Source organism: Zhengella mangrovi (assembly GCF_002727065.1).
GTDB classification, from domain to species: domain Bacteria; phylum Pseudomonadota; class Alphaproteobacteria; order Rhizobiales; family Rhizobiaceae; genus Zhengella; species Zhengella mangrovi.
Map to the genome: position 1 here is coordinate 1 of NZ_PDVP01000002.1, position 12,740 is coordinate 12,740.

General features: G+C 67.0%; 12 protein-coding genes and 1 pseudogene. 7 read left to right on the forward strand and 6 right to left on the reverse strand.

Annotated elements, in window-relative coordinates; all coding sequences use genetic code 11:
• A pseudogene (locus tag CSC94_RS03895) lies at window positions 1–236 on the reverse strand (glutamine--fructose-6-phosphate transaminase (isomerizing)); the annotation flags it as partial.
• A 192-nt stretch (window positions 237–428) separates the two neighbouring features.
• Window positions 429–1,793, reverse strand: a complete 1,365-nt coding sequence (gene glmU, locus CSC94_RS03900) for a bifunctional UDP-N-acetylglucosamine diphosphorylase/glucosamine-1-phosphate N-acetyltransferase GlmU (RefSeq protein ID WP_099304043.1) — start codon at window positions 1,791–1,793, stop codon at window positions 429–431.
• Window positions 1,794–2,030: 237 nt separating this feature from the next.
• On the opposite strand from glmU, the gene CSC94_RS03905 reads away from it, so the two are divergent.
• On the forward strand, window positions 2,031–2,936 hold the full coding sequence (locus CSC94_RS03905) for a DMT family transporter (protein WP_099304045.1): 906 nt from the start codon (window positions 2,031–2,033) through the stop codon (window positions 2,934–2,936).
• Window positions 2,937–2,939: 3 nt separating this feature from the next.
• On the opposite strand, the gene CSC94_RS03910 is transcribed toward CSC94_RS03905, so the two are convergent.
• The 3 genes from CSC94_RS03910 to tpiA all read right to left on the reverse strand — a co-directional run bounded on the left by CSC94_RS03910 (window position 2,940) and on the right by tpiA (window position 5,178).
• On the reverse strand, window positions 2,940–3,674 hold the full coding sequence (locus CSC94_RS03910) for a cytochrome c biogenesis CcdA family protein (protein WP_099304047.1): 735 nt from the start codon (window positions 3,672–3,674) through the stop codon (window positions 2,940–2,942).
• Window positions 3,675–3,810: 136 nt separating this feature from the next.
• Window positions 3,811–4,254 (reverse strand): preprotein translocase subunit SecG, encoded by a 444-nt coding sequence (secG, locus tag CSC94_RS03915; protein ID WP_099304049.1) that lies wholly within the window; start codon window positions 4,252–4,254, stop codon window positions 3,811–3,813.
• Between the two features lie 159 nt (window positions 4,255–4,413).
• Window positions 4,414–5,178 carry a triose-phosphate isomerase gene (gene tpiA, locus CSC94_RS03920; protein ID WP_099305180.1) on the reverse strand — a complete coding sequence of 255 codons (765 nt, stop codon included), beginning with the start codon at window positions 5,176–5,178 and terminating at the stop codon, window positions 4,414–4,416.
• A 149-nt stretch (window positions 5,179–5,327) separates the two neighbouring features.
• Between tpiA and CSC94_RS03925 the strand changes: the two genes are divergently transcribed.
• The 6 genes from CSC94_RS03925 to lexA all read left to right on the forward strand — a co-directional run bounded on the left by CSC94_RS03925 (window position 5,328) and on the right by lexA (window position 11,607).
• Window positions 5,328–7,217: a peptidylprolyl isomerase gene (locus CSC94_RS03925; protein WP_099304051.1), complete on the forward strand. Its 1,890-nt coding sequence runs from the start codon at window positions 5,328–5,330 to the stop codon at window positions 7,215–7,217.
• Between the two features lie 40 nt (window positions 7,218–7,257).
• A complete protein-coding gene (trpD, locus tag CSC94_RS03930) occupies window positions 7,258–8,280 on the forward strand; it encodes an anthranilate phosphoribosyltransferase (protein ID WP_099304053.1) in 1,023 nt (340 codons plus the stop codon).
• Between the two features lie 3 nt (window positions 8,281–8,283).
• A complete protein-coding gene (trpC, locus tag CSC94_RS03935) occupies window positions 8,284–9,099 on the forward strand; it encodes an indole-3-glycerol phosphate synthase TrpC (protein ID WP_099304055.1) in 816 nt (271 codons plus the stop codon).
• 2 nt (window positions 9,100–9,101) lie between these two features.
• Window positions 9,102–9,584, forward strand: coding sequence for a cyclic pyranopterin monophosphate synthase MoaC (moaC, locus tag CSC94_RS03940; protein WP_099304057.1), 483 nt, complete (start codon window positions 9,102–9,104; stop codon window positions 9,582–9,584).
• Between the two features lie 4 nt (window positions 9,585–9,588).
• The gene (locus tag CSC94_RS03945) at window positions 9,589–10,809 is read left to right on the forward strand and encodes a molybdopterin molybdotransferase MoeA (RefSeq protein WP_099304059.1); all 1,221 of its coding nucleotides are present in this window, start codon (window positions 9,589–9,591) and stop codon (window positions 10,807–10,809) included.
• A 90-nt stretch (window positions 10,810–10,899) separates the two neighbouring features.
• Window positions 10,900–11,607, forward strand: coding sequence for a transcriptional repressor LexA (gene lexA / locus CSC94_RS03950; protein WP_099305182.1), 708 nt, complete (start codon window positions 10,900–10,902; stop codon window positions 11,605–11,607).
• Window positions 11,608–11,917: 310 nt separating this feature from the next.
• Here lexA and CSC94_RS03955 read toward each other — a convergent pair whose 3' ends face one another.
• Window positions 11,918–12,733, reverse strand: a complete 816-nt coding sequence (locus CSC94_RS03955; RefSeq protein ID WP_342585943.1) for an FTR1 family iron permease — start codon at window positions 12,731–12,733, stop codon at window positions 11,918–11,920.
• Window positions 12,734–12,740 lie beyond the last annotated feature (7 nt).

Here is a 12,740-nt window from a genome sequence, read left to right on the forward strand (position 1 = left end):
GCGCCATGGGTCGCCCAGCGGGTGTGGCCGATGCCGATGTGGCCGGCCAGCGGCTCGCCCTGCAGGCGCTGCTCCAGGTTGACCAGCTTGCCCTGCGCGCGCCGGCGCGCCAGCGCACCGTTCTCCAGCGTCGCGATGCCGGCCGAATCATAGCCGCGGTACTCCAGCCGCTTCAGCGCATCCACCAGGAGGGGCGCCACACTCTGCCTGCCCACGATGCCGACGATTCCGCACATGCGTTCCAGTATCCTCTCGCTGGCGGGACCCGCGTCCCGCACCTCTTTTCCGCTGGATAACAGGAGGCCGCGGCTCTCCCGAAATCAACTTGCATGTCGCGATGTTTCAACACGCCTAAACACCAAAGAGCAAGTCAAACCGGCGTAATCATGGCCGAAAACAATGCCAAACAACACCAACGCCAGAAAAAACTACTCGCCCTTGCTTGCCCTGGCTTTCTGCGCGGCAAGATCCTCGCGCAGCCTTGCGCCGAGACCCGGCTTGTTGACCTGCCGCGAGCGGCCGAAGGCGACCGCATCTTCCGGCACGGAATCGGTGATGACCGAGCCGGATGCCACGTAGGCATTGGCCCCGATGGAAACGGGGGCCACGAGAGCCGAGTTCGAGCCGATGAAGGCGCCGGCGCCAATGCGCGTCACGTGCTTGTTGTAGCCGTCGTAATTGCAGGTGATCGTGCCGGCGCCGATGTTGGCTTCCGCACCGATCTCGGCGTCACCGATATAGGTCAGGTGATTGACCTTGGCGCCGGGTTCGATCACCGCCTTCTTGATCTCGCAGAAATTGCCGACCTTCGAGCCGGCCTTCAGGTCGGCGCCGGGACGCAGCCGGGCGAAGGGACCGACCGATGCGCCGGCCTCGATCCGCGTTCCCTCCAGGTGGCAGAAGGCATGGATGGCGGCGGGTCCGGCAACCCGGACCCCCGGGCCAAAAACCACGTTCGGTTCGACGACCGTCTCGGCGGCGATGTCCGTGTCCCAGGAAAAGAAGACGGTTTCGGGCGCATGCAGGGTGACACCGTCGAGCATGGCCTGGCGGCGGCGGCGGCGCTGCCAGATGCCCTCGGCCTCGGCCAGTTCGACACGGTTGTTGATGCCGAGCACCGATTCGTAGGAAACCTCCGTGGCAACGGCCTTCAGGCCGCGGCTGCGCGCGATCTCGACGATGTCGGTGAGATAATACTCGCCCTTGGAATTGTCGTTGCCGACGGCGTCCAGCAGCGACAGAGCGTGGGCGCCGGCGATGGCCATCAGCCCGCCATTGCAGAAATCGATGGCGCGCTCTGCCTCGGTTGCATCCTTGTGCTCGCGGATCGCGACCAGTTCGCCATCCTCGACCAGCAGCCGGCCGTAGCCGGTCGGATCCGCGGTGCGGAATCCCATGACGACGACATCGGCGCCGTTGGCCAGGCGATCGCGGGCGACCGCGAGATCCTGCGGATCGATCAGCGGCGTATCGCCGAACATCACCAGAACGTCGTCGTGACCCTTTTCCAGCGCCGCCCGGGCTGCCAGCACGGCATGGGCTGTGCCGAGCCGTTCGGCCTGGACGAAGGTCTCGGCATTCGGCGCGAAGGGCGCCACGGCCTGTCGCACCTTGTCGGCATCGCGGCCGACCACCAGGGCGACGTCACCGGCGCCCGATGCCGCGGCAGCGCGCACGACATGGGCGGCCATGGCCAGCCCGGCAATCTCGTGCAGCACCTTGGACCGGCTGCTCTTCATGCGGGTTCCCTCGCCAGCGGCCAGAATGACCGAAAGGCAACTGCGATTGCTCATGTCTCATCCTCTGTCGGGTGCAGGGCTATTTGGATACGATCCCGTTGCAACGGGACGTCTAGCATGGTTTTAAGTCACGTCCAGCCGTTCGGGGCGGACTCGTGCAGGCAAATCGGCCGCGGGTCAACACCGCCGACGGCGAAAGCATGATCGCGGCTGCCGCCTGGCGGCCGGCCTCAGGAAAGTCTGACCTTGGAAGCCCCCTCACCCCTACGTACGGCCACCGCCTTCGCGGTCATGACCGTCACACCGCTGTTCTTCTCCTCGAACCTGATCTTCGGGCGCGGGGTCGTCGGCGAGGTCGCGCCGTTCACGCTGGCCTTCCTGCGCTGGCTGTTCGTGGCCATGGCCCTTGTCCCGGTGCTCGTCGTCCAGCGCGGCCAGGTGATGCGGATGGTCCGGACGCACTCGCCGGTCCTGCTGGTGGAGGGTTTTCTCGGCATGTGGATCTGCGGCGCGATCGTCTACGTCGCGCTGACGATGACGACGGCGACGAACGGCACGCTGATCTACACGACGTCGCCGGTGATGATCATCATCCTGGAGGCGCTCTTCTTCAAGCGGCCGATCGGCTGGCGCGAAGCGCTCGGCAGCCTGATCGCCTTTGCCGGGGTAGCCGTCATCGTGCTCAAAGGCGACGTGGAGACGCTGGCGAGCCTCACCTTCAATCCCGGAGACCTGCTGTTCATCCTGGCGGCGCTGGCCTGGGCGATCTACTCGGTGCTGATGCGCCGCGACGAGTTCAAGACCGTCGGCAACATCGCCTCGCTGGGCCTCGTTGCCGGTTTCGGTGCGGCCTGCCTCGCCCCCTTCGCGCTGGCGGAGTTTCTTTCCGGCGCCGCCATGCCGGTCACGGTCAAGGCATGGAGCAGCCTGGCGGGCATCGTGTTCTGCGCCTCGCTGATCGCCTTCGGGGGGTTCCAGTTCGGCGTGCGGGTGCTCGGCCCCTCGGTCGCCGCCGTGTTCATGTACCTGCTGCCGCCCTACGGCGTGACGCTGGCGGTGCTCGTGCTCGGGGAGACGTTCCACGCCTACCATGCCGCCGGCATCGTGATGGTCATGGGCGGCATCATCCTGGCGACGTTTCCGGTCGCACGGTTCCGGAGCGCGCTGACACGCAAGCGCCGTCCGCAGGCCGCCTGACGTTCAGCCGATCTGCTGGAGAACGGGGAAGTGCTCCAGCAGCCAGAAGCTCATGGCCTGCATGCCGCCGGATATGAACAGCACCCCGGCAGCAACCAACAATGCGCCCATGGCCTTTTCGACCTTGCCGAGGTGAACCCGGAAGCGTGACAGGAAACGCATGAAAGCGCCGGAAAAGAAGGCGGCGAGCAGGAAGGGAATGCCGAGGCCGGCAGAGTAGACGGCGAGCATGGCCGCGCCCTCGCCGGCCGTGTCGCGGGAGCCGGCAAGCGTCAGGATCGATCCAAGGACCGGGCCGATGCAGGGGGTCCAGCCGAAGGCAAAGGCCAGTCCCATCACGTAGGCGGCGAGCATGCTCGCCGGCTTGCCCTCGGCCTGGAAGCGGGCCTCGCGCGACAGGAACGGGATGCGGATAAGGCCAAGGAAATTCAGGCCCATGACAATGATGACCAGGCCGGCCGCGATCGCCAGCGGCTCCTGCCAGAGACGCAGCAGGCGGCCAATGGCATAAGCCGAGGCACCGAGCGCGACGAAGACGGTGGAAAAGCCTGCCACGAAAGCGAGGGAAGCGAGGACCAGCAGCGTGCGCGGGCGGGCGGTGACAGTGTTTTCCTGCCGGAAATCGTCCACGGACACGCCCGCCATGTAGCACAGGTAGGGCGGGACGAGCGGCAGGACGCAGGGCGACAGAAACGACAGCGCCCCCGCACCAAGCGCACTCAGGTATCCGTAGTCCATTTGGCAAGGTCCCGTCTGTTGGCAACGACGCCTCTATAACGCCGTGACCCATCACGCGCCAATGACCAATGCGCGAGACAAAATGAAACAGGCGGCCGGTTGTCCGGCCGCCTGCCCCGAAGGTCTGCGACGCGGCTTACTGGCCGGTCGGCACCTGCGATTCCGTCGCCGGCTCGGCCGGCGGTTGGGCCTGACCGGCCGAATCGGCAGCCGGCGGCTGCGCACCGGAGGCCTGGTCGCCCGTTGCGGCCGGCTGGTCGGTCTTGGCACCACCCAGCTGGTCGAGAATGCCGTTGCCGGAGCCCGGCTGGGTCTGCTCGTTCTGCTGCGGCACCCGATCGAGGATGTCGGTCGGCCGCTCGCCGTAGCGCGCGATCAGCGACAGGCCGAGCGAGGTGACGAAAAAGGCCGCGGCGAGGATGGCGGTGGTGCGTGTCAGGGCATTGGCCGCACCGCGCGCGGTCATGAAGCCCGAGCCGCCGCCGATGCCAAGGCCACCGCCTTCGGACCGCTGCAGCAGCACCACGCCGACAAGCGCCAGCACGATGATGAGATGAATGACGATGAGAACGGTTTCCATCGGAAATTTCCGGCCCGTTGAAGCGCGGGCACATTATGGTTGCGCTGTAAGGTTCGCGGCTCAATACACGGGATCGTTCCGCAATGAAAGCCCCCGGGGACATGCCCGGGCGGGCCCGCACCGCATATCGGTCGGGCGGGCCGCTTTTGCAAGACGCTGCTACATCTTGCAATAGGCGTCGGCGATGCCGAGGAAATCAGACGCCTTCAGGCTGGCGCCACCGACGAGTGCCCCGTCGACATTGGCCACGCCGAGCAGTTCGCGGGCGTTGCCCGGCTTCACCGAGCCGCCGTAGAGGATGCGCATGCGGCGCGCACCCTCGCCCAGCCTGTCGATCAGGCGCTCGCGGATGTGCGCGTGGGCGTCCTCGACATCCTGCACGGTCGGCGTCAGCCCGGTTCCGATCGCCCAGACGGGTTCGTAGGCGATCACCGTGTTCTCCGGCGTGGCACCATCGGGAACGGAGCCCGTCACCTGGCGGGTGAGCACGTCCAGCGTCTGGCCCGACTGGCGCTCGGCCTCCGTCTCGCCGATGCAGATGATCGCGGTCAGCCCGGCCCGCCAGGCAGCAAGCGCCTTGGCCTCGACCAGCATGTCGCTCTCGCCGTGATCGGTGCGGCGTTCCGAATGCCCCACGATCACGAAGCTGCCGCCGGCATCCTTGATCATCTCGGCGGAAATGTCGCCGGTGTGCGCGCCGGAAGGTCTGGCATGGCAATCCTCGCCGCCCGCCCGGACGGACGTGGAGGAGAGGATGGCGGCTGCCCGCGACAGCAGCGTTGCAGGTACACACAGAAGGCCGTCGCATTCGGCCGACAGGACGGAATCGAATCCGCCGCCGATCGCGGTGATTTCCGTCAGGTCACTGCCGGTTCCGTTCATTTTCCAGTTGCCCGCCACGAGCGGCTTAATCCCCGGGGTCATGATCTGCAATTCCTCCTCGTCTGCCCGCGCGCATGGCCTGTTTTCCGCCGTCGCGCCGCATTCGCCCTATACACCGCCCTTGATCAGGGCTATCTGCCTCACCTAAAACCAACGCGCGCGAACCGCAACCAAGGAAAACGGACTAGTCCATGCTTGACTCCCTTCGCAACGCCGCCGGCACCTGGGTCGCCAAGGCCCTGCTCGTCCTCCTCGTGCTGAGTTTCGCGGTTTGGGGCATCTCCGGCCAGGTCACCAGCGGGTTCCAGAGCAATTCCGTGCTCCAGGCCGGCGATACATCGGTGTCGATCACCGAGTACCGCCTGGCCTATGACCGCGAGCTGCGCATCCTGTCGCAGCGCTTCGGTCAGCGGATCACGCGCGAGCAGGCCCAGGCGCTGGGTCTCGACCAGCAGGTCCTGTCGCAGCTGGTTGCCGGCGCCGTTCTCGACGAACAGGCCCGCACGATGAACCTCGGCCTTTCCAAGGACCGCCTCGCGGTGCTTACCGCCGACGACCCCGCGTTCAAGGGGCCGGACGGACGCTTCGACCGCCGCGCCTTCGATTACGTGCTGCGCGAAGTCGGCATGCGTCCGGAAGACTACCTACGCAACCGGCAGCAGGTGGCGGTGCGCCAGCAGATCGTCGAAGCCGTTTCCGACGGGCTGCAGATCCCGGACACCTACCTGAAAGCGGCCGCGCTCTACCGCGGCGAGGATAGGACGATCGAGTTCATCAAGCTTCCGGGCACCCTGGTCGATCCCATCGAGCAGCCGGACGACGCGACGCTGAAGGCCTATTTCGAGGAACACAAGGCCGACTGGCGCGCGCCGGAGTACCGCAAGCTCGGCTATGTCGTGCTCGATCCGCAGGCCATCGCGGATCCGGCCGCCATCTCCGACGAACAGGTCAAGGCCGATTACGAGAAGCGCAAGGCGAGCTACACCCAGGCGGAGAAGCGGAGCGTCGACCAGCTCGTCTTCAAGACACGCGAGGAGGCCGAGGCCGCGCGCAAGCGCATCACCGGCGGCGCGACCTTCGACGAGGTCGTCACCTCGGAGGGCAAGAAGCCGGAAGACACCAATCTCGGCACGGTGGAGCGCTCCGCGATTCCCGACGCCAAGATCGCCGATGCCGCCTTCTCGCTGAGCGAGAACCAGGTCTCCGACGTGGTTGACGGCGCTTTCGGCCCGGTCCTCCTTCGCGTCACCAAGATTATCCCGTCCAAGACCCGCCCGCTCGACGAGGTCGCCGACGAGATCCGCAAGGAACTGGCAGTGGTCGAGGCGGATCGCGTCATCCTCGATGTTCACGACTCCTACGAGGATGCCCGCGCCGGCGGCGCGACGATGGCGGAAGCGGCTGCCAAGCTGAAGCTGCCGATGAAGACGGTCGAGGCCATCGACCGGACCGGGCACGACCCGCAGGACAAGGCGGTGACGGGCCTGCCGGAGCAGGCCGAACTGCTCAAGGCCGCGTTCGACGCCGAGCCGGGCGCGGAAAATCCGCCCATCAACCACGGACGGACAGGCTTCCTCTGGTACGAGGTCGAGGGCGTCACTCCTGCCCGCGACCGGACGCTGGACGAAGTGCATGACAAGGTCGTCGAGGCATGGACCACGGCGGAGCGCCAGGACCGCCTGTCGAAGAAGGCTGCCGAACTGGAAAAGCGCCTTGCCGACGGCGCGAGCCTGGACGACCTGGCAACCGAACTGAACCTCGAGAAAACGGTCAAGCGCGGCCTCAAGCGCGGTGCCGACGATGCCGACATCGGCAAGGCCGGTGTCGCGGCCGCGTTCTCCGTCACCCAGGGTAAGAGCGGTCTCGTACCCGGACCGTCCGGCAACAGCCAGGTGCTGTTCCGGGTCACGGAAGTCTTCGAACCGGCCGGCGCCAGTGCCGAATCGATTTCGCCGGACGAGCGCAAGCAGCTGACCAGCACGTTCTCCGATGACCTGCTGGAACAGCTCGTGGCCATGCTGCGCGACAAGTACGCGGTCACCGTCGACAAGAACGCCCTCGGGCGGGCCATGTCGTTCTGATGACGGCCATCACCGGGAACACGACACGCCGGAGGGGGCGATGAGCGAACTGAAGAGCGCAATTGCCAAGGTGGCCGACGGAACGCCGCTGAGCACGGAAGAAGCGAAGCAGGCCTTCGATACCATGATGTCGGGCAATGCCACGCCGAGCCAGATCGGCGGTTTCCTGATGGCTCTGCGGGTGCGCGGCGAGACCGTCGGCGAAATCACCGGCGCGGTCTCGACCATGCGCGAGAAGATGCTGAGGGTCGATGCGCCCGCCGATGCCATCGACATCGTCGGCACAGGCGGCGACGCGTCGGGCACCTACAATGTCTCCACCTGCGCGGCGTTCATCGTTGCCGGCTGCGGCGTGCCCGTCGCCAAGCACGGCAACCGTGCCCTGTCGTCGAAATCCGGCGCCGCCGACGCGCTCGGCGCACTTGGCATCAACCTGGAACTCAAGCCGGCCGGGATCGCACGTTGCATCCGCGAAGCCGGCCTCGGGTTCATGTTCGCGCCGGCACACCACTCGGCCATGCGTTTCGTCGGTCCGACCCGCGTCGAGCTTGGCACGCGGACGATCTTCAACCTGCTGGGACCGCTGTCGAACCCCGCGAGCGTGACGCGCCAGCTGGTCGGGGTCTATTCGCCGCAGTGGCTGGAACCGCTCGCCCACGTGCTGCGCGATCTCGGCTCGAAGCGGGTGTGGCTGGTCCACGGCGATGGCCTGGACGAGATGACCACGACGGGCACGACCGAGGTCGTGGAACTGAACGACGGGGCAATCCGCCGCTTCGAGGTGACGCCGGAAGACGCGGGATTGCCGCGCGCCAGCCTGGCGGAACTGAAGGGCGGCGACGGTACCCACAATGCCCGGGCGCTCCGCGCCGTGCTCCAGGGCGAGAAGAATGCCTATCGCGACATCTCGCTGCTCAATGCCGGCGCGTCGCTGGTCGTCGCCGGCAAGGCATCCGACATTCCCGAAGGCGTCGCCATGGCCGCCGCATCGATCGACGAGGGGCATGCCTTCCAGGCACTCGAGCGGCTGATCGCCGTCTCCAACAGCGGCAGGGACACCTGATCCATGGCCGATATCCTGCGAAAGATCGAAGCCTACAAGCGCGAGGAAATCGCCGCTGCCAAGGCTGCGCTGCCGCTGGCCGACGTGGTGGCCCGTGCGCGGGACGCCGAGCCGCCGCGCGGGTTCCTGAAGGCGTTGCAGGCACGCAAGGCGGACGGCCGCTTCGGGCTGATCGCCGAGATCAAGAAGGCCAGCCCGTCCAAGGGCCTGATCCGCGCCGATTTCGATCCGCCGGCGCTGGCACGGGCCTACGAGGCCGGCGGCGCTGCCTGCCTGTCGGTGCTGACAGACCGGCCGAGTTTCCAGGGGGCGCCGGAGTTCCTGACGGCGGCCCGGGTTGCCTGCGCCCTGCCGGCACTGCGCAAGGATTTCATGTTCGAGCCCTACCAGGTCTGGGAAGCGCGGTCATGGGGCGCCGACTGCATCCTGATCATCATGGCCAGCCTGTCTGACGACGAGGCCCGGATGCTCGAGGACGCCGCCTTCGAGGCGGGCATGGATGCGCTCATCGAGGTTCACGACGAGACGGAAATGGAACGTGCGCTTGGCCTTTCCTCGCGGCTGCTCGGCGTCAACAACCGCAACCTGCGCACCTTCGAGGTGAGCCTGGAGACGACGGAACGGCTTGCCGGCATGGTTTCGGGCGATCACCTGCTGGTCGGCGAGAGCGGGATCTTCACCCATGACGACTGCACGCGCCTTGCGGCGTGCGGCGTCTCCACCTTCCTGGTCGGCGAAAGCCTGATGCGCCAGGCGGACGTGACCGAGGCCACGCGCACGCTGCTGCAGGGCCGGCCGGCGGAGCGGGCGACGGCCTGACCATGGCGGACCGACTGACGCATATCGCCGAAACAGGCGAAGCCCACATGGTCGATGTCGGCGACAAGGCCACCACCAGCCGAACCGCAATCGCCGAGGGCGCCGTGGTGATGCAGCCAGCGACGCTGGCGGCGATCCTTGCCGGCAACGCCAAGAAAGGCGACGTGATCGCCACCGCGCGGATCGCCGGCATCATGGCGGCAAAGAAGACGCACGAACTGGTTCCGCTCTGCCATCCGCTGCTGCTGACCAAGGTCACGGTCGACATCGAGCCGGACGAGAGCCTTCCGGGCCTTCGCGTCCGGGCCCTTGCCCGCGTGACCGGCCAGACCGGTGTGGAAATGGAAGCGCTGACCGCCGCCTCCGTCACCTGCCTGACGATCTACGACATGGCCAAGGCCATCGATCGCGGCATGGTCCTGACCGGCATCCGCCTGCTGGAAAAGGAAGGCGGCAAATCCGGCCACTGGCGCGCGGAGGACTGAAGCAATGGCACTGCTCCCGGTCGAAGACGCCCTCGCCCGCCTGCTGGACAGCGCCGGCACGCTCGGAACCGAAGAGGTTCACATCGCCGACGCGGCCGGCCGTGTCCTGGCCGAAGACCTTCGTGCGCTTCGAACCCAGCCGCCCTTTCCGGCCTCGGCGATGGACGGTTACGCGGTCCGCGCGGCCGATATCGCCACGGTGCCGGCGGAATTGCGGGTCATCGGCGAATCGGCTGCGGGCCACCGCTTTTCCGGCAAGGTCGGCGCGGGCGAATGCGTGCGCATCTTTACCGGCGCTCCCGTACCACCCGGCGCTGACACGGTGCTCATCCAGGAAGATGCCACGGTCCTCGGCGACGGGCTCATCCGGGCCAACGAGACGGAAGCGGAAGGGCGCCACGTCCGGCGCGAAGGTCTCGATTTCGCGCTCGGCGCGGTAATCCTTCCGGCCGGGCGCCGCCTGGACCCGGCCGCGCTTTCACTGGCGGCCGCGGCCAACCATGTTCGCCTCAGCGTGGCCCGCCGGCCGCTGGTGGCGATCCTGGCCACCGGCGACGAACTGCTGCCGCCAGGATCTGAACCCGGGCCGGACCAGATCATCGCTTCCAATTCCTTCGGTGTCGCCGCGCTTGCCACGGCGGCCGGCGCCGCGGTGATCGACCTCGGCATTGCCCGGGACGATCACGGGCTGATCGAGGCGGAGATCAACCGGGCGCGTGCGGCCGGCGCCGATATCATCGTCACGCTCGGCGGCGCCTCGGTCGGCGATCACGACCTGGTCAGGGACGTGCTCGCGGGTGCCGGCATGGAACTGGATTTCTGGAAGATCGCCATGCGGCCCGGAAAGCCGCTGATGGTCGGCCGGTTCGGAGAGACCCGCGTTCTCGGCCTTCCGGGCAACCCGGTGTCCAGCCTCGTCTGTGCGCATCTCTTCCTCAAGCCGCTCATCGCCGCCCTGTGCGGCACCCGGGACATCGCGGACATCCGCACCGCTGCGCTGGCATCGCCGATGGGGCCAAACGGCGACCGGCAGGATTACGTGCGGGCGAAATGCACCCCCGGCGACAACGAGGCGCTGACTGTGGCGCCGTTCGCGCGCCAGGATTCCTCGATGCTCAGCACGCTGGCCGACGCCAATTGCCTGGTGATCCGGCGCCCCGGCGCACCGGCGGCCGAGGCCGGAGAGACGGTTTCCTGCCTCATGCTGCGCCAGCCCGGCGATTGACAACGGGCCGTTTCAACCTGCCACTTGCGGAACAGGACGGGAACAGATATGTTTGTTCCGGTTTTGTATTCCGACTCGCCGGAGGTTCCCGTGCTCACCCGCAAACAGCATGAACTGCTTCTCTTCATCCATGAACGGCTGAAGGAGACCGGCATCCCCCCCTCCTTCGACGAAATGAAGGATGCGCTCGACCTGGCCTCGAAATCGGGCATTCACCGCCTGATCACGGCGCTGGAAGAGCGCGGCTTCATCCGGCGCCTGCCAAACAGGGCGCGGGCGCTGGAAGTGATCAAGCTTCCCGAATCCATGGCCAATGCACCGCAGGCACGTAAGTTCTCGCCCAGCGTGATCGAGGGTGGCCGGATGGCCGCCAGCGCCCCGGCAAGGCCGGCCGACATGCCCGACGAGGCCAGCCAGGCCATCGGCATTCCCGTCATGGGACGGATTGCCGCCGGTGTTCCCATTGATGCCATCCAGCATCAGACCCACATGATTTCCGTTCCGCCGGACATGCTTGGCGGCGGCGAGCACTACGCTCTGGAGGTTCGCGGCGACTCGATGATCGAAGCCGGGATCTTCGACGGCGACACGGTGATCATCCGCAACGGCCAGACCGCCAACCCGGGCGATATCGTCGTCGCGCTGGTCGACGAGGAGGAAGCGACGCTGAAGCGGTTTCGCCGCAAGGGCGGATCGATTGCCCTCGAAGCTGCCAACCCGGCCTTTGAAACCCGGATCTTTCCGCCGCATCGCGTCAAGGTGCAGGGGCGGCTAGTCGGCCTGATCCGCCGCTACTGACGCGCCGCCGGCACTTGCCGGGTGGCGGAGGTCGCGCATCATCGGGTTCGCCTTGTGATGCAGGATCAGCTACGACGCTCCGTCACAGGTCCGAGGCCCGTGCTACCGGCTGGATAGGCAGGCCGTGGCCGTCGCGCCGACACTTGCCGGGTGGCGGAGGTTGAAGCACGGCAGGACGCGCATCATCGGGTTCGCCTTGTGATGCGGGATCAGCCACAGCGCCGCGTCAGAGGGCCGGAAGCGGTGCAACGGGTTGGATAGCCAGGCCGTGGCCTTTGCGCCCTGCCCTCGCTTGTCCTGCAGTCCCGCCCTATTCCGCCGCGCCGGCCTTTTCCGACGACCGGCTGCCCGGCTTTCGCGCGAGGGCAAAGACCGCACCGACGGCAGCCAGGACGATGATGAGGAATTGCGGCAGGAGTGCTTCCCAGGTCGGGTTGAGACCGGCGTCGACCAGCGCACCCGGAACGGCAATCTCATCATAGGCCACCATTTGCAGTTCCTGGAACTCCTGCACCGCGCCGCCGATGAATTTCAGCCCCATGACGAAGAGGAAAGCCGAGGTCGCGAGGAAGATGAAGCGCAGCGGCAGGCGGGCGGCGAAGGCGTTGACGGCCACCCAGACGACGGCCAGGGCGGCTGTCGCGGCGGCGATGCCGGCCCAGAAGCCGAGATGCCAGCCACCCGACGACGCGGCGCTGGCGTGCAGGAAGAGAATGGTCTCGGCACCCTCGCGGAAGACGGCGAGGAAGGCAATCATGGCCAGCGACGCGGTTGTCCCTGCGCTGACGGCGCGATCGGCGACACCGCGCAGGGCCGCCTGCCAGGCGCGCGGATCCTGCTTCAGGAACAGCCAGCCGGACATGTAGAACATCAGGCCCGCCGCGAAGACCATGACCACGGCTTCCAGGCGGTCGTCATGGGCGCCGCCCAGGAAAATCTCGAAGACGACGGCCCCGGCGATGCTCGCCAGCAGGGCGAGACCGGCGCCGCCATAGAGAACCTGGGCCTTGTGGCCGATCCCAGCGCGGTGCAGGAAGGCGGCAAGGGCCGAGATGACGAGAAGGGCCTCGAGACCCTCGCGAAAAAGGATGAGCGCGGATTCCAGTGCAGCGGAATACATCGGCATGGTTCAA